This window comes from Priestia abyssalis (assembly GCF_002019595.1).
GTDB lineage: Bacteria > Bacillota > Bacilli > Bacillales > Bacillaceae_H > Bacillus_BA > Bacillus_BA abyssalis.
Genome location: NZ_KV917369.1, coordinates 1,998,675 through 2,016,745, shown reverse-complemented (window position 1 = coordinate 2,016,745; position 18,071 = coordinate 1,998,675). Strand labels below are relative to the sequence as shown.

Here is an 18,071-nt window from a genome sequence, read left to right as displayed (position 1 = left end):
ACGATTATTACCACATTCCGATCATAATTGATTTTAGAATGAAATCAGTGCATAGTTATCATAATAATCAATGGTAACTACAAAGGTACTTACAAAACGTGCAAAATCGGTGATTGGAGGTTTGAAATCATTTTGCAAATATTCCTCATTTCTCTTGTGCTCTTTATTCTCAGTGTTTGCTTTGTTATAATCATGGATCTGCTGGTGAAATTACCTTTGCATGTATCCCTTACAAATATCCTTTCTCCTTTTACATTCATGACAAAAGATGAATTAGTCACCATTTCCCTGGTTATGCTTTATGTATTAACAAAACCGATCGTTCTTCATTTCATCGAGAAAAAGTAACCATCAAACAGCCTGCATCATTCGCCGGATCCAAACCGTTTTTTCAATCTACCCGCTATCAATAAAGCTACGGGGATGGCCATTCCAAACAAAACAAAAACCGTCCGCAGGGCTAAATTCCCCTCCTCAATATGCTCAGTAAAACTGCCGCTGAGCATCATCGAAATAAGCAAAATGAGAAGCCCCATGGGCAGAATGAGCTTCCGATGATCCCCGATTTGAAACACATCTGCAGCTGCCATCACACCGGCATAAAAAAAGATCGCCACTTTAAAAAAATTACCAATAATCAAAGTCGTAACAACAAATACGTCCAGCCTTTGGACAAACTCACCGATATTGATCAAACTGATCGTGTACAACAGGGGGAAAGTGGCCCTTCCGACGATATTATTCCCAAGCACAGCGATATTCAACGCACTGGAATAGCTGAGAACGAGTCCGCTGATCAACACAGCTGCCAACCCTGCCCGAACTCCCGTTTTCGGTTGATTCAAGTAGGGCATTACCATAGTAAAACAAATTACTTCACCGTGAGGGAACGCGATTGTCTGTTTTAATGAGGTCTTAATCACCGGTCCCCAGCCATTGCCCAAGACCGGAAACAGTCGTTTAATCTCGACTACTCCGGAAAAAAATAAGAGCAAGTTACTCAACAGGCCCAATATAACCAAAACGACCAAAAAAATTTGGGCCGTTCTTGCCAACACTTCAATTCCTTTATTCAAGACGTAGGCGACCGACATAACCATAACAGCATTAATCACGATTAGCGGTGTTTGGTCCAACAGCGAACTGACAAGCAAATCTCCTCCATCACGCACATCCCTTGCCGCTCCGTAAAGAAAGAAAAGAATGTAAAGCAGCCCTAACGGCCATCCAATCCATTTGCCCAAAATCGCTCTCATGTAACCGGTAAGCGAAAGCTCTGGATAAAGGCGAAAAAGTGAAGCGTAAACAATAAAAAGGAGTAATCCGAAAGCCCCCCCCAGCAGAATGGCCAACCAAGCGTCTTTTTCCGCCATTATTCCCAAGCTGACCACCAACGCAGTCCCAATGTCAAACAACATCATTAACGCAAACAGCTGCCCTGGACTAATTCTCGCGTTTTCCACTTTATCCACCACCGTTTCGACTACACATTATTTCTTTAGATCGAACAAAGCAGGCTTTGTTATCTTCCCCGAACGCCGTATCTTCGACTCAACCTTCACCTCCACCTCACATGTCGCGAAAATTTTGTCCCATTCCTTCACCATCTTCTTCCATGCCTTCGGATTCGCCCGTTCAACGGCTTCGCCAAACCCAAAAATATCGGTCTCTAGATCTTGTGCCTCCTTGATGGCCCTTGTCACTTCATCCTTCACTTTTTCGTTCCACTGCTGTTCCAATTTGCGAAGTTCCTTTGATTTTGTTAGATCAATCATACACATCGCTTCTCCCACTCCGCCGATTTCACGAATATGTATGTGTATGAATGGTTGCTCTCCCTTAACTTCTGCTTTAATTGTTGTCTTGGAGCGAAGAATTTCAATCGCGATGGCATCCTTTTTCTTTTCGCAGTCCAGGTTAACAATCGTACCTTCCACTTTATTGTTAATCCATGAAACCCCTCGGGCTTCGCCATCTTCCACCCACCCCGCCAACTTGCCTCCTTTAAAGAGAGCCATGCCGCTGACGATCAATTCAGCAGGCACATCGCTTTGCTCCAAATTCGATAAGTTCGGTCCAACTCGGGTATCTCCTGTGAGTTGTATTCCGCTGATGACGGGACCCCCTCCTTTGATTAGCAGCCCCCGAATGGTATCATCGATATCTACTTCGTAATTCTCTGCATATACTTTTCCTGAAGTTTTCAGTTTTCCGAGAATAGCATTGGACGGAATGTTTTCGAGCGGCGTGAGAGTCTTCATAATCGTTTCCGCATCTGAGTCTCTCGCAATAAACACTCTCGTTGTTAAACGCGGTTCAGGATCCCGTTCCATCAAATCAAATACCTCTTCCATCCCTTCCCTTGCCAATTCTTCCCCTATGATCAAATCCCGCATATGTTGCCCATTGATTCTTCGAGGCACTTTTTTCGATGCTTTTCTGATTGCTTCCAGCAACGTTTTTCCCGTGGCGGAGTATATAACAACCGGTACAGCTCTACCTCCTCTTTCTTGCCCCGCGATTTCTCTGGCGTTGACAATCTGAAACGAGAAGCGGTATTCGTCTTGATTTGGTACTTTATCGATTCCCATAGCCGTGGCAAATGCCAATTCGTTTAACTCCCGGTAATTCCAGCAGCCTCCCAAGGGAAATAGGCAAAGAATCATTAGAGAAAGAAAACACGCTTTCATTTTCACGATGTTCTCATCCCTCCTGATGTTTTATCTTTTGATCCGGCAAAAGACCCTCGTCCTTTTGGAAGGAGGTCCTTTGCTTAGTCCCTGCGCGTAATCGCCGTCTTAAAAGGTGAACGCCATATGGTATCCTTTTGGTGCTGGAGGCCAAACGGCGCGAATGGAGATAGATACGGAATTCCAAAAGACCGCAAACTAGCCATGTGAGCCACTAGTAGGATTATCGCCATGATAATCCCGTAAAAACCCAGGGTGGACGCGGCAAGCATCATAGGGAACCGGATCAATCGTGCTGTGGTGGAGAGGGTAAAACCCGGCATTGTAAAACTGGCAATCCCCGTTAAAGAAACAATGATAACCATCATCGCGGTTACCACACCTGCTTGGACCGCGGCTTGCCCCAGTACTACGGCGCCGACAATGGAGACCGCTTGTCCTACGGCACGAGGCATGCGAGTGCCGGCCTCCCTCATGATTTCAAACGCAGCCTCCATCAGCAGAGCTTCAATAACAACAGGGAATGGAACCCCTTCACGCTGGGCCAATAAGTTGATGACCAGAGGCGTCGGAATCATTTCATGATGGTAGGAAGTCACTGCGATATAAATAGACGGAACCAATATCACAAGAAGAAAACTGAAATATCGGATCATGCGCATAAATACAGCAAAATCAAACCGTTGGTAGTAGTCCTCTGCCGATTTAAAAAATTGGGAAAAAGTAGTCGGTAAAATCAAGGTATTCGGAGTCCCGTCAACCAACACCACGATTCGCCCCTCTAGTAAATTGCCGGCCGCCACATCTGGCCTCTCCGTATTAAAAACGGTCGGAAAGGGTGTAAATGTCTGATCCTGAACCAACTCTTCGATGTATCCCGATTCAAGGATGGCATCAATTCTAATGTCTTTTAAGCGTCGTCTCATTTCTTCGACAAGTCGATCTTCTGCAATCCCTTTAAGGTACATGATGGCAACTTCTGTCTGTGATACATTTCCGATTCGCATTGATTCCATCCAAAGTTTCGGACTTTTCATTCTACGGCGAATCAAAGAAATATTGGTCCCGATGGATTCGGTAAAGCTATCTTTTGGTCCCCGAATGTTTATCTCCACTTGGGGTTCCGATATGCTTCTCTGCTCTCCGCCTCGAAGATTTCCGATGATGCAGTTCGCAAAGCCGTTGACCAAGACGATGATGTCTCCTGATAAAATGGCATGCATCATGCCGTTCCAGTCACTTTGAACTTTTACATCACCAACGGTCAATGCCCTAGTCTTGATAACGTCAAAGATACTCAGTGAATGACTCGATTGGAGTAATACATCATCCGGTTCGGTTAATAAAGAACGAGCAACAAAATCATTGATTTTCTCCTTATCCGTTAGCCCTTCCATGTAGACGGCCGCAACCCAATTTTGTGGGCCGTTCCCTATTTGAAAGGTACGGACAATAACATCTGGACTATTCCCAAGTTCGTTCTTGATCCGGTGTAACACTTCATCCAGGTCTTGCTGAAGCTGATGGTTTTCCTCCTGAAACCCCATCTCATGGACGATTTCTTTTTTTCTATGTTTCTTTTCAGTTCGAGGAGACCACTTAAATGACATAAAAATACTCCTTTTAAAACTGTATTATTTATCATTATTTGATAATTTTTTGAAGTTATTCCAAAAGAAAAACCAGGCATAAGACTTGTCGTTCCCACCAACACCCTATCCTTACTAAAAAAATGGCGTATACGGCAAATAGCATCGAATTTAGCTAACGCAATTACTGCTGAGGCCAATATGATGGTTTTTACTCAGGATGACGATGATGAAATAAGATTAGCTATGGTCAAAATTTGGTCAAAAGCACTTTTCAGACATTAAAAAGACCCCCAACCAAATCGGCTGAGAGTCTCACATAAAGTACTGTCATCACCCGCATTTTGTCGATTCATTCGACAATCTTCAGATAGTGACATAGGCAACAAATACAATATTTTTTATAGTTGTTTTTTTAGCCAATCAAGTAAAGTTTTATGCTTCCACCAAAAATGGGCATTGTCCGCAGCATAAATAATCGCTTCATTTTCATCTCCCAATCCATAAGCATGCGGCATGGATTTCGGAATTCGTTTTTTACGCAACAAATAGTCCATCACATATGGATTTTGTTCAATGGCCTGCATGAATAGATTTTTCGCCTTGGTGGTCGGGCCTTCATCAAGAAGTTCCAGCAAGAGTTTGCTATAAACATAATAAGCTGTCGTATCTTCTCCATACGTTTCCAAAAGGTTTAAAGCTTCCTTTGTTTGTCCTGCTGCTATATAGACCGAAAGCAACGGATACCTGACTCCTTGATTATCATTTGGATTGAGCTCAAGCAACTCTTCGAAGTGTTTTATGGCTTCATCATAATCAGAATTGTCATATCGAAGCTGTGCATACTGGAACTTGGAACGCATAAAGGGCCTCGTATGGACCATCATCCAAAAATGGCCTTTATTCTCTTGAAAAAAACGTTTTCCTAATGCTTTTTCTCCGCGAACCATCCCTTCATGATAGTAATGTAAAGCTTCTTCAAACGTGGATGCTTCTTCCCCTAAAATGTTGTAAGCATCCGAATTGTCGGGATCAAATTTAAGAGCTTCTTTGGCCAGTTTCTTTCGCTTTTTCCCGGTTGTCTCATAGGCATCAAACACCAATTCCTGTGCTTTTTCTTGCATCGATGGCGGCTTTGTCGAAACAGAAGGATGATTCATTCTCTCATTCATGAATTGGTTGATTTCATCAATCGACTCAAACTCCAGCCCTTCCATTTCCTGTTCCATCCTCCGCAGCTCACGTTCCATCAAAAAACGTGACTGGATGAACGGATTTTCCTCTTCGTCCAATTCATCTCCAGGGAAAACATCTTCCGTAAACATTTCACTCATCAATTCATCAAGGTCCTTTTCTAAAACGCGTTCCATCTCCCGGCAACGCGACGAAACAGTATTTGCATTTACCCCGTAACCTTCCGCGATTTCCTTTAATGAAGCCGGCTCCATTAGCGGCATTATACGCTCAACTAAGCAATGCAGCGCTGCAACGTAAATCATTTTATTTCGAATGCGAGGGTTTCGCTGTTCACAATATTTATACCAGAGTACGATTCCAAGAAAGCCGACAACATCATCATACCGTTCATCCTGCATCGCTCGTTGAAAAAGAACCGCAACTTCAGCATGATCATTCGACACCCACTCAAACCGGTCAACATCCAGCTCGGCACTGTCACCAAACATGGCCATATCAAGAATTTCCGGAAAGAAGTTTTGGATATATCTCGAAGGATTTACCCCATCATTTTCCTCATATTTTTGAATGATGCTTCGTTCAATAGAATCCGCCATATCACTTGGAAAATCAATGAATAGCGTAAAAAACGCTGCCTTATCAGCAAACGGAATCAGGATTCCCGCAACTATACTATCCTGTTCAACCATGCGATTTTCTTCCAAAATATTTACGGTGATGAGCTCGTTTGTCAAAATATCTTGAACAACGATAGTTTGATTTTCACTCGAAACAACTCTCGTAATAGAAGGTGTCCCCTCTCTCCATGATTGGAGAATGTCTTTCGCTTTTTGTCTTTTAATGGAGGAAAGGTTTCCATCGATGTAAAGATCGATGACCTTTTTGTCCTGCTTGACAGGTAAAGTAAAGAGACACCAATTGATCATCATAAACTCAAAAACTTCCATCATTTCATCCGGTATGTAAACATTCTCTAGTCTATCATCCAAGAACTCTGTGATTTCATCTTCATAATTCGTTAAGGCAAAGGCTACTATATTTCTTTGCAGTTCAACTATTTCCTCGTTTATAACTTTGTTTATCGAAACAACGGCTTTTTTATCACAGCATTTTTTATGCTTTTTCCCGCTCCCGCACGGGCACAAATCGTTTCTCCCGACTTTTAACATTCTATAACGACCTTTCATTTTTTCTCTTATTATACCTTAACCTCATTACTAGTTTTTTATTCTGTTAATATAGTGTGGAAAGCACCTGTCACCTCCCGGATTATGAATGGTCCCTTTTTGGATTATCATTCCTTTTTCCTTATTTTAACACCAATAAACCTTTACAGGAATGGTACCCTCGAAGCTTTTCACACAAAGATCACGTATAAAGTAAACCTTCATTCAGCAGGAATTTTACTGCCGATAGATTCGGATAAAAATGGTTTCCTAATTTATAGTATTCCGGCTCCTACGACGGGGGAAGCTAGTGTGGTTTTCTCGGCTAATTCTCTATAGCAAATGGAAGATACAAGAAAAAAGCACCAACTCATTTGTAGTTAGCGCTTTTGAATATTGACAAGTTATAAGCTCAGTATTTTAATTCCGAAGCTGCTCGATTTCTTTTTGCGTTAATTTCCTTTCGGAGTTGTTTCTCTTCTTCTTCATTAAGTTCCAGGTATGATTCGAAAAATCAAGTAATGACCATTTAGAAAATGCAAGGCCTTATTTTATCATTGACTTTCGGTATTTAAGCCCCTGTTCTTTTACAAAAAATTCACAGAAAAAAACAGAAGAAACACATCCAACTATCACCAAAAATACTTGTCACCAATCAAGTTGGCTGACTTTGATCCATCGACATTCTTTAAGTTAACCGGGCAAACCAACTTCTAACCTCGGCATATGCATCTGTATGCTCTAAAATCCCATCGTGGTCAGCGTCGTTTATGATTTTCACTTCAGCCCCATTATATCGTTTAAACAACGGCTCGTACTGGGAATGATCAAATTCCTCATCCTTATCCCCAATTAACACCAATGTTGGCTGCTGTAAAGCTCTCAGTGCATCTTCGTATTTTTCAGCAGTGCGGGACATGAGCAGGCGGTATGAGAAATGCAAGGTTTCTGTCCCATGGCACTGCTCTTTTGGCTTATTGACAGAAAGAACACGCCAATGGTTGAAGCGGGTCACTCCTGCTTTATTCAGCAGAATAAGCGGGATTAGCCTGGATAAATAAACCTTCATCCGGTTGTTCGAATTGCTCTTTGGTGTCGTCGGCGCGTCTGGATGTACAAAAGGTGCCAAAAGCAAATAAGCGCTCACATCTGTTCCATACTTACTTGCCGCAAATCGTATCACTGTTCCTCCCCCTGCCGAATGACCGGCCATAATAAGAAAGGCTGTTGGATGATCATGTTTAACAAACTCAATTAAATCCATTACATCATCCTCAATCTGACCGATATAATCCACATCTCCCCTTCTTTCTGGATGCTGTCCATATCCTCTTAAATCAAGTGTATAAACATGCGCCAGGCGCTCCCCAGAAATAAACTCCGCCATAGGCATTAAATACTTACTGTCTTCGCAAATTCCATGGAGAAGAATCATAACATAGTTGGATGGTGCGGGATAATAACGATAATATAATGTACTTCCATTTCTGGCTTGAAACGGCTTAAGCTCCCGATAAATGGACGGTTCCATCTCGACACCTCTTTCATACTTTCTTTGTCAAACAGGCCTGTGACTTTGATGAAAAACTCCCCAACAACCTTTCTTAATATGTATAGTTATGGTTATGTTAGAAGATGAATATTAAAAGTGCCTGTCACTAACTAAAACCAGGAAGCGACAGGCACTTAATATTAATGTTCAACAACCCTTATCTCGTCCAGAAATGCTCGTTTATTTTTATGCTGCATCTTTAATGCTGCTAAACGACTTTGCCACACATCACTTTCTGTTAAGAGATTTTGATAAATATTTCTTACTTTTTGTAAGTATTTTGCGGCTTCTTTATATGTTTTACGGTTGCCATCCGGGATGAAAGAGCAGCCTTTATTCCAATAGTATTCACTAATTTGCCTTGGGTACCTTTCCGCAAGCTTATCAGCAAAGCGATCCCAACTTGGCTGCATATAACCATAGCCATATGGTCGCCTCTCTTGCTGGAGAATGATGTTCAGCACTTCATCATAATTTTCTTCTTCATAACAAATTGTCATATAATCTGTTACATTCTCTTTTTTGGCAATCTGCAATAATTCTCCTTTGACTTCATCCCAGTCTTCCGCAGTCAAATAATTTTTCAGCACTTTGTAATATTCATAATGCTTTTTTCGAAAATAGCTCGTACGGAACATCCGAAGCAGCTGATTTTTCGCTTTTTCATAGTCACCTTGTTGTTTGAAATAATCAAAAGCACGTTCACCTACCAGAGTGATCTCTTCATTTCGTTGGAAAGACTGTTCAATTAAAGCATCAATTTGCCTATCATCCTTTTGCTTTTCATAATAATCGAATAGAAAAAGAACCAGCTCTGTGATCCTTCCTTTCCCTTTTTCCATACCTGATTGGGCGACCTCCACCGCCTTACTCACCTCACACTTTGATACATAATATCCGACTAAATCCCAGTAGTCCATGCCGTATTCCAAAGTCTGAAGCCGGCGCTCCAAATACGCCTCATCATCGTGCAACTGATTTTTGTAAATCCCCATAATCAGCTTTTCATTCCAAGAACGCGGTTCTGTTTTCAGCAATTTGATGACATGCTCCCAATCGGAATTAGAGTCACACAGCTCATAAATAAAATCAATTAAAGCATCATCAAACCCTGAATTTCCGATTGCATATTGACTAAATGCCCGGTTCATTAACGTCCTTTTTTCCTCAAGAGACAGCGTGGATTGCAGTGAAAGTTCTCTTATTTTCTCTAAATATTCGGCCGCCTCATATTCCAAATGCTCCGGCCCTCCGCCATAATCATTAAAATCGCTAATAATCTCTTCTGCCCGCTCCCAATATTCCCAAAGCAATTTATTAGGCAAAGTTGACGATTTGTTCAATCCTTTTTGAGAAGCATACCACTCCATAATCGCCATATCGATATCTGCATATTCGTCAGATAAATGTGTGACTAATTGTATGAGTTCTTCTTTCTCTAAATCTTGACACAGCTCTTGTATTGATAACTCTTGTTTCATTTTTTTATTCTCCTTACGATTTAATACGGCACTTTCAGTCTATTTCTTCTCTCTTATTCTCGCACATAATCATTCAATCTCTGCTTTTTACCGTATCATCATTGCCGCAATAATTCACAACCATTCAATTTTTTCTAATTATACCATTTTTTCAATTAATTTCCTTTTTACTGAAAATGCCTGTCACTACCCAATTTGGGAAATGACAGGCACTTATTTTTCATATTATTTTTCAACATTCTATATTAACCTTCCCTGACAACAACGCCTTTACCGTCGGAATATCCGCAGGTGCCCATTGTAAAGAACTCAGTTCTTCAAGCGCCATCCATTTTATTTCCGCATGTTCTTTTGCCGTCGGTGTTCCGTTCACGATTTTAGTCCTATATGTAAGTAGATGAACAGTGATATTCGGATACTCATGGACAACATCTTCAATCAGCTCATATACCTTAACCGTGCAGCCAAGCTCTTCCTTGATTTCCCGGACAAGCGACTCTTCCGGACTCTCGCCCTCTTCGATCTTCCCGCCTGGAAATTCCCATACATTTGGCTGGGACATGTTTGGGGAGCGCAGCGCACATAAAATTTCGCTCTGCTTGTTGATTGATACCGCTCCGACGACTTTCACCGTTTTTTTCATGATAAACGTGACTCCTTTCACCACCAGTTGACTTACGCTTCAAGCTGCTCCAACACTTCTTTGAAAAAAGCGGATGTATTTTTTACCATTGCAGATAGTGATATTTCTTTTAGCCTGCCTTCTTTGCCCATGATGACAACCCCGCGCTCATAGTCAATCGTTATACGTACATTTTGAATTTCGTAACTTTTAATCGCAGAGGCCTGATCCAAATACGAATGATCCAGTTCAATCTTAACCCGTTGCGTGAAACGGCGCAGCGTTCGCCAAAGAATTCGTTCTTCTTTGGATTTCATAAACAACTCGGGAAGTTCTTGAACATCTTTTAATAAAGACATGGTTGTCATCGTGTACACTTGAATACCGTATCCTACTGGGCGAATAAGATGATCAAGCTTTTTCCACGGTTCCAGTTCAAAATATGCATAATCATTTGTTCTCGAACTAGGTAACTCGTGAATTTGATTGCGCTTTTTAATTTGGACATTCTTAATTCTCGCTGCATATTGAATCCCGCCATTTTCCCCATACCATTTCTTCGGGGCATATAAAGCCACATATTTCGCTTCCTGCCAGCCAGGTTTTAGCTGGGAAACGGGGATATGGTAAAAGCCATCCTTCATATGTGCATCATAATGTTGCTGATTTTTCACAACACCCACTAACACTTTTTCCTCTAAAGAAGATTGCCATTCCTCCCGTGTTCCCCTTGGAAGAATGCCTTCTTTTACGATTTCCTCTGGACTTTTTTCAATGAGGTGATCAAGAAATTGCTCGACAAGTCTCGTCGCATTCGGTAAAAACGGAAAACCACCAATATTTACTTTTTCAATGCTTTTATAAAAAGGATGATGCTCATATTCCTCTTCTTGATTCCAAGGAAATAACACATACGCTCCGTAAGCACTTCGTTCAAACGGACCATCTTGCTCGACTACTAACGCATCACGGTAACGATGCATTGTATTAATATCTTCTTCCATCGGTCCGGGAGTTTTGTATTGCTTTTCATAATAAGAACCAGACTTCGCAAAATCAATGCGGTATTTCGCATCAAAAATATATTGATAGCGGTACTCCTTCCCTTTCTTTTCAATCGCCAGCATTGTATCAGGTCTTTGCGAAACCGTCGGCAACTTGCCGCTTTTCTTCTGAAAATAAAGCTCGATTATTTCCCCTGTTTGCGGATGGATAAACGTTCTTTTGGCCGACGCACGCTCATCCAGCGTGACATATAATCCATCCCTTCGCACCTTAATGATGTCTTGCTCAACCATGGAATACTTTTTAGCCAAAAGCTGCCCGAGCTTTAAATAGGTCCAATACTCATATAACCTCGCCACATCTTTCACCGACATCTTGAAGATTTGCCCGCGTAACGTCAGCCCTCGTGACAACATTAAAAAGACTTGATACGCATCACGATAGCCAGCTGCCATTTGAATCACAAGGGAGAAAACGGAGCGATCGAGTTTTCCGATTCCGTTCCAGAAAGGATCATTCCATTCACCTTTCAAACGGGATTTCATTTTCTTCACTTTTTCGACCAGCTCTTCATCCATCGTCAGTTGATGGGATCCCGCTCTAGACTCCAAAGCCTTCTGTAAATCCTCTATTTTATGTATGACCCTTGTGATCATCCATTTGACGAAACGATTCTCTAATGTATCATAAGACACTTCTTTACGAGCGGTAATTCCCTTAGAAGGAACGATAGTGGCTCCTGCCTCTTGAAACAAATGCGGCCGCTTTCGCAAATAGTTCTTCCCGACAGAATCAAGCCGGCGAATCTTCTCTCCCCGCACAAGCTGATGCTCGGTCACAAGCGCATGATGCGGCTGCCTTTTAATATGGGCGATCGCTTTTAAAAACCGATCAAATGAATCATGTAAAATACGGTAAAACTCACTTTTCGACGGATTGGATGCATTGATGGTTGAAGCCCCTAAATACGTTCGCTTCAACATGTGAAACGCTAAATTGTAAATTTCATCATTCACTTCTTCTAATAGAGCACGATAATCCTCTTTGTAATCAAGCTTGGATGGAAAAATTTCAAACGTAACCGTCAATAACGACGTTTTTTCATCGCGGACCTCAAAGGATGTATGACCGACTTCATTTGGAAACGAAAGACTTCCCATCAGTATCTTCAATGGTCCCATCTTCGTGGGGCTAATGGCCTGGCGAAGGAGCGGATGCTCATGGTAAAAATGAAGCTCTCGATCAGTCTTTGGAACGACCACCAGCTGATAGCTTCTGTTTTCAAAAAAGATCGGAGGGTGCTCCGACCAGTTTACAAGCCCTTTTTCCCGAACGTCATACACCAAAACAGACTCCACTGCCCCCGACACATGAAAATGCATCCTCTCATCAGAGGACATCGTCTGATACTCTCTTAAGCTCTCGTATTTTTCGTGATACGGTTTTCCTTTGATCGTTAACGAAAAATCATCTGTCTCAATTTTCACAAGCTCGACTTCATCATTAGAGCCAGAAGGAAGTGAACCCATCATATTCGAACCTCCTTAACATTTGAGACAGTTTCTTTGTACAGCGAGGGTATTTAGCGTAGCTCATGTCTTCATGATTCCAATCAGCCCCGTCGAACTCTTGATTCTTGCACAACAGATACAGCTTCTTTAGCGCCTCTTCCGTTCGCCCGTCGCTGCCGGCAATACGCGGTAAAATCTTTTGATAAATTTGATAATCCAGCGCTTCTTCAAAAGACAGGAGATGGGCTTGTTCGTTATATGCCATGTAAAAACAAATCTCGTCCCGTACACGATACCCCACTTGTCCACCAATTGGTTCAAGTATTCCATTAATCTCAATTAGAACATTAGTCACTCTCTTCACAAGGTCTTCATGACTATTAAAGCAATCCTTCAAATGAAGAAACTCCGCTGTCAGGGATTTATTTGAAACACGCTTAGCCTCCACCTCTTCCAAATCTATTAAAAATTCAAATGAATCCAGCTTCACTTCATTGAATTCAATCGTATTCGCCCGATCCAATACCTTCTTACTTAACGGATGGGTCGTTTCATCCATATTGACCGTTCCAATGACATACACGTTCGCTGAAATGGTCACCCGCTTCCCGACAACGGACTGCGGCAGCACAGCAGATGTCACAATCTCCCCAGCCTCCCACTTCCGGCTTTCAATGACACTCAGGAAATCACTGAAATAATACTCCACACGCGCCAAATTCATCTCATCCAGCACGACAAAATAAGGCTTGTCCGGATGATCCTCAGCTTCTTCAAGAACTTTAATCAGCGGCCGCTCCTGAAACTTTCCTTGAATATCGACGTATCCCAATAAATCAGAGCTGTCACTCCAATCCGGACGAACAGGAATCAGCACGAACTGGCCGTTCTTTTCGGTTGCTCCTAAGCTCTCCGCAAACCATTGGACAATCTTCGTTTTCCCTGTTCCCGAGATGCCGGACAGAATGACGAATGGTTTTGTTTTTAAGGATAGGAAGAGGTTAATGATGTCTTGTTTATTGTAGTAGAAGCCTTTGCTTTGGATGTAGGAGGAGATGTGGTTGATGATTTCTTTATCTGTTAAATGAGCATCAACTCTTTCAGAGATGCCATCTACCTCCACAGCATGTTGCTCATAATCGGATTTGTCGTCTCCAATTTCATCAATATATGTTTGCAAGGTCTTATCTGCCAATTCCGTTTCTTTTTTATATCTTTCTAATATGTCTTTGACGACATTCCTTAAATCCTGTTCACTAAAATTTTCATATTTTTTCACTACTTCTAAACGACTGGGAGATAGGTCTCTTTGATACCACCCAACTCTCTTATTCGGATGTAAAGGATCGAATTGCTCTCTCATATTTTTGATTGTGTTTGGTTTCAAATCTAAAATTTCACCAATGTTCTTAAAAGCATCCGTAAAATTTTTATAACCTAGGTTTTCGACAGCCTTTTGATCGAACTTGGAAAGATAATACGAAATGATTAAAGCCAGTTTACGATTTTGTTCCATTATGAATCCCCGTTTCCCACTTGAATTATCTATTAGACAAGCCAACTTCCAGTGTTGAATTGTGTGACTTAAATTTTTATGAATCAGTTGACTAAACCTCACCTTTTAATATAAACATATACAGTTTATCCTTTTCAATAAAACAGGGATAGACTGGAAATCAGCCTATCCCTGTTTTATTTCAGAAGAAAGTAAGTTGTATGAAATTCTTCACTTTTCTTTCTTGCTCTTCGATTTCAAGAATTCTTTTTCCTATCTCTTCAATCAATCCGACGACCAAAGCATTTCCCATGCAGAAATACCTGTTTCTCTCCGGCATCCCTGTATTTGTCCAATCCATAGGAAAGCCATTTAACAATTCACATTCCACAGGTGTCAAATACCTCAACCTACCTGTGATTGGATCCTTCACCACATGTGAACTCCGATTCCGCGTTCCTTCACTTGTCAACATGGTGCGGCCTGGTTTATCAGGGTCATCGGAGAAAGCCATGCCCCCCTCGGTGTAAAAATATTTATGCCCTGTTAATTTTGACGTTCTTTCTTCCTTTTTCGGTCCCTTCAAGGATTGCATCTCTTCCAGTTCCGTACGTCCTTTTTTATTGAGTTTATCCATCTTTAAATAATAGGATTCATCTGCTTTTCCAAGATATTAGGATGTTTTCTTTTGGTAGTGAGCAAAGTGGGGAGGACACGGAATTACTCCACAATAAAGAATTAAATTAACTCTACTAAGTGTCAAAAATAATATAGAATAAGCAAATTATATCAAATAAGGGAGAATTATTTTAGCCCTGGTCACTATCATCTTTTATTGAAACAAATATAAGTCAATGAAATAGAAGTGAACCTTGCTAATACTTGAGTCAATACTTTCAGCAATGAAAATCTTTGTATTTGACAATAATTACATTTTGAGTCACTCCTATTACATAATCGTGAGCCGTTTCCAATTTCAAAAATGGAAAAATGGGAGGACATACAAAAAAGGCAAGAATTTATCCTGCCCAAGGTACTGATTAACCATTCGTAACAAAGAATCCTTATACCCTTATAACCTTTTTAAGGAGTTGATATAGTCTAGCACTAAAAGTTCATGTTTAATACTAGTTTTATTTTTATTTTGAAGTACTTTCAAATCAGGTTCAACTGCTTTTACATCCCATTCATCGCTGTGCTGATCGTCTAAACCAATAACCAATATCGGGAAGTTGAATAACAATTTTCCAGATTGTATTTCCTTTATTGTTTTTTCGAAAGATGCTACCCCACTGTCAATTCGTCTTGAAAGTGTTTCAGTCGGGGTTATTATAATTCCTATATCACATAATTGATTTAAATTAGACATTTGTAGTTTAAAATAGTTTCGGTAAGTGCTGGCTACGTTACCGAATTCAACTTCAATTTGTAATCGATAAGTATGTTCACTTTTGTGAATCTCTTTTAAATAGTCAAATTTTATAGAGTCACCATCGCTAGAAATAGGCTTATTTACATTCCAACCTAAAGTTTTGAATTGTAAAGTTAAATATGAATCCATTATTTGTTGGACCACATCTAACCTTTTTTGCATTTTCGACTTATTCTTAAAGACAGGGATTGGTGTATTCTTACAAACCCAGCATATTTCGTTAAAAGTTTCGATAAAGTCATTATGGTTAAGTATTTGCTCTGCAAACTTATGAGAATAAAATTTAAGATTCATAAGTCCTCCTCTAAATAATTACCGATAAATAAACAAACCTTCAGTTAATATGCCTTCATCACTTAAATTTTCTATATTTTCCATGGATAACACTTTGTTCATAATTTTTGTCAAGACATAGTACCCTAAAGCTATTGAGAATGGCAGTTCGTTAGGTTCTTCTTCTATCTTAATATTTTGCTCGTTTAAATTGTTATCTTCTCTTAGAATACTATCAATAAAATTCCTGACCCTCATTAAAATTTCATCAGGTCCCATTAATCCTTGTGCATCTCTCTCTTTTTGTGTCATGCAATATATCTTCTGAAGTTCTAACGAAGGGACTAGCTGACGTTCAATCGTCTTTAGAAACATACCTACTTTCTCTTCCCAAACACTTCCCAGCGGAAAAGCATCAACATTTTTTGGCTGAAATACCTTTTTATTTTGCACTCCCTGACTCTTGTGTATTTCTACATCCCATACAAATTCACCTTTCTTAAAGTCAGAATGATGATTAGTCAACTCTACTCTAAAAGTATTTACTTTTAGATAAGGTATATGATACTTGTACCTAGCTTTATCCATTTTCTTTCTTTTCTCTATGTTCATTGGCAATTTACTGAAATTTAACTCTTTAAACTCTTTGTCTTCTTCAAACCTTAATGTTAACTTCGGATACCCCTCTGGTATAGGAAAACCTTCTTTTTCAGCAATCGCTCTCGCAAAAGCAAACGATAATTTTGGTGGGACCGCATTACCAACAAGCTTATATTTTACGGGCATAGAATCGCCATAAAATCTATAATCCAAAGGAAAGCTCATTATGGAAGCTACTTCACGTATTGTTGGTGAACGAAACCTATTGTTATGATTTTTATACTGGTATATCAGCGATTCTCTTGCACTACTTGATAAAGTTGCCATTATTGTTCTCGAGGGCTTGTTCAAATCTTCCGGAAACGACATTTTCCCCATATATCCTTTATCAGTTTTGGCTCTTTCTGCCTTTTCCCATTCAAACTGTGCAATTTCCTTAATATAATGATGATCAGTAATAGAAAATAAAGACATTTCTAAATCTTGATAGTTAGGATCAGTAATTGTCCGATTTCCCTCTTTTTCTTCTTTAGGATGGCCCAAAGATTCCAGAATGAATTTTAAGGGTATTACTTTTTCATCAGAAGAAATAATTTCCTGAGGCGTCGGAAACTCCCCACAAAAGAATCTTTTTCTGTTCTGGGCTACCCCATAATATTTTGAATTATACTCTTTTGAATTTTCATTTCTTACTTTCAATGTGAAATCGCCTTTTAACCCTAACTCTTCTGCTGTATATTCGTCTTTTATATAATTTTGTAGATTCGGTACATTCTCTAGTATCCAATACTTCAGAATCGAGTTTTCTTTAAATTTTTTTCTGGCGACAATCCTTAAATAGGATTCCATAAGCCTAATTCCCAGTGATTTATCTCCTTTACCCGATCTGTTGGAGTTCGAAAAAGCAACACAAGGAGGGGAACCGATAATAATCTCGGTATCCGGAATTATAGAATGGAATTCCTCATCAGATAAATTTGATAATTCTTCAACATCCCCGTAGTATACTTCCCCATCTGGATGGTTTTTTTCATGCGTAATTACAGCCGGTTTCCATTTATCAACACCAAAAACCACATCAAATCCAGCTAAGCGAAAGCCTTCACTGAATCCCCCGGCTCCACAAAAAAAATCTGCAACTTTCATAATACTTCACCTTTTCTATCTTAAATCTCAACTTAATTGTACTTAAAATTATACCATAAGAAATTTTATTATGCTCTTATAACAAATTCACGCCTTTTAAATCGAGTTAAATGACCAGATACGTAAAAGTATATTATTTTGCACTTCTCCAGTGCTGCAAAACAGTTTTTCTATTTTTCACCATTGTGAACTGAAAATAAAAAAGTATATCAACCACGAATTACCTATATAAATATCATTATCTATTAATTGCAAGCATCGTCTTTTTTGTCGACTCCCATAAGAAAATAAGAGCAATAACAAAAAGGTGCA

The 18,071-nt window shown here is 40.1% G+C and carries 10 protein-coding genes and 2 pseudogenes; all 12 read right to left on the bottom strand.

From position 1 onward, the window contains the following. Nucleotides 1–365 precede the first annotated feature (365 nt). The 12 genes and pseudogenes from BK575_RS09215 to BK575_RS09160 all read right to left on the bottom strand — a co-directional run bounded on the left by BK575_RS09215 (nt 366) and on the right by BK575_RS09160 (nt 17,759). Nucleotides 366–1,463, bottom strand: coding sequence for a GerAB/ArcD/ProY family transporter (locus BK575_RS09215; RefSeq protein ID WP_078410123.1), 1,098 nt, complete (start codon nt 1,461–1,463; stop codon nt 366–368). A gap of 27 nt (nt 1,464–1,490) precedes the next feature. Next, a complete protein-coding gene (locus BK575_RS09210) occupies nt 1,491–2,690 on the bottom strand; it encodes a Ger(x)C family spore germination protein (protein ID WP_235867473.1) in 1,200 nt (399 codons plus the stop codon). A gap of 83 nt (nt 2,691–2,773) precedes the next feature. Then, nucleotides 2,774–4,300: a spore germination protein gene (locus BK575_RS09205; RefSeq protein WP_078410121.1), complete on the bottom strand. Its 1,527-nt coding sequence runs from the start codon at nt 4,298–4,300 to the stop codon at nt 2,774–2,776. Nucleotides 4,301–4,680: 380 nt separating this feature from the next. Beyond that, complete coding sequence (locus BK575_RS28460) at nt 4,681–6,645, bottom strand: tetratricopeptide repeat protein (RefSeq protein WP_169907676.1); 1,965 nt, start codon at nt 6,643–6,645, stop codon at nt 4,681–4,683. A gap of 685 nt (nt 6,646–7,330) precedes the next feature. Beyond that, on the bottom strand, nt 7,331–8,173 hold the full coding sequence (locus BK575_RS09195; protein ID WP_078410120.1) for an alpha/beta hydrolase: 843 nt from the start codon (nt 8,171–8,173) through the stop codon (nt 7,331–7,333). A 161-nt stretch (nt 8,174–8,334) separates the two neighbouring features. Further along, nucleotides 8,335–9,675 (bottom strand): hypothetical protein, encoded by a 1,341-nt coding sequence (locus tag BK575_RS09190; RefSeq protein WP_078410119.1) that lies wholly within the window; start codon nt 9,673–9,675, stop codon nt 8,335–8,337. Nucleotides 9,676–9,907: 232 nt separating this feature from the next. After that, on the bottom strand, nt 9,908–10,318 hold the full coding sequence (locus BK575_RS09185; protein ID WP_078410118.1) for a (deoxy)nucleoside triphosphate pyrophosphohydrolase: 411 nt from the start codon (nt 10,316–10,318) through the stop codon (nt 9,908–9,910). Nucleotides 10,319–10,350: 32 nt separating this feature from the next. Further along, nucleotides 10,351–12,831 (bottom strand): restriction endonuclease-like protein, encoded by a 2,481-nt coding sequence (locus tag BK575_RS09180; protein WP_078414717.1) that lies wholly within the window; start codon nt 12,829–12,831, stop codon nt 10,351–10,353. Then, nucleotides 12,806–13,882: pseudogene (locus BK575_RS09175) on the bottom strand (McrB family protein); the annotation flags it as partial. The pseudogene BK575_RS09175 and the gene BK575_RS09180, both read right to left, overlap by 26 nt. Before the next feature lie 628 nt (nt 13,883–14,510). Next, a pseudogene (locus tag BK575_RS09170) lies at nt 14,511–14,975 on the bottom strand (DNA cytosine methyltransferase); the annotation flags it as partial. 405 nt (nt 14,976–15,380) lie between these two features. Then, nucleotides 15,381–16,034 (bottom strand): BglII/BstYI family type II restriction endonuclease, encoded by a 654-nt coding sequence (locus BK575_RS09165; RefSeq protein WP_078410116.1) that lies wholly within the window; start codon nt 16,032–16,034, stop codon nt 15,381–15,383. Nucleotides 16,035–16,052: 18 nt separating this feature from the next. Continuing rightward, nucleotides 16,053–17,759: a DNA cytosine methyltransferase gene (locus tag BK575_RS09160; RefSeq protein ID WP_078410115.1), complete on the bottom strand. Its 1,707-nt coding sequence runs from the start codon at nt 17,757–17,759 to the stop codon at nt 16,053–16,055. Between the last annotated feature and the right edge of the window lie 312 nt (nt 17,760–18,071).

Bases quoted from the DNA above. Each gene is read 5' to 3' on its own strand.
- BK575_RS09210 (WP_235867473.1), bottom strand. From the start codon at position 2,690: ATGAAAGCGTGTTTTCTTTCTCTAATGATTCTTTGCCTATTTCCCTTG.
- BK575_RS09205 (WP_078410121.1), bottom strand. From the start codon at position 4,300: ATGTCATTTAAGTGGTCTCCTCGAACTGAAAAGAAACATAGAAAAAAA.
- BK575_RS28460 (WP_169907676.1), bottom strand. From the start codon at position 6,645: ATGTTAAAAGTCGGGAGAAACGATTTGTGCCCGTGCGGGAGCGGGAAA.
- BK575_RS09195 (WP_078410120.1), bottom strand. From the start codon at position 8,173: ATGGAACCGTCCATTTATCGGGAGCTTAAGCCGTTTCAAGCCAGAAAT.
- BK575_RS09190 (WP_078410119.1), bottom strand. From the start codon at position 9,675: ATGAAACAAGAGTTATCAATACAAGAGCTGTGTCAAGATTTAGAGAAA.
- BK575_RS09185 (WP_078410118.1), bottom strand. From the start codon at position 10,318: ATGAAAAAAACGGTGAAAGTCGTCGGAGCGGTATCAATCAACAAGCAG.
- BK575_RS09180 (WP_078414717.1), bottom strand. From the start codon at position 12,831: ATGGGTTCACTTCCTTCTGGCTCTAATGATGAAGTCGAGCTTGTGAAA.
- BK575_RS09165 (WP_078410116.1), bottom strand. From the start codon at position 16,034: ATGAATCTTAAATTTTATTCTCATAAGTTTGCAGAGCAAATACTTAAC.
- BK575_RS09160 (WP_078410115.1), bottom strand. From the start codon at position 17,759: ATGAAAGTTGCAGATTTTTTTTGTGGAGCCGGGGGATTCAGTGAAGGC.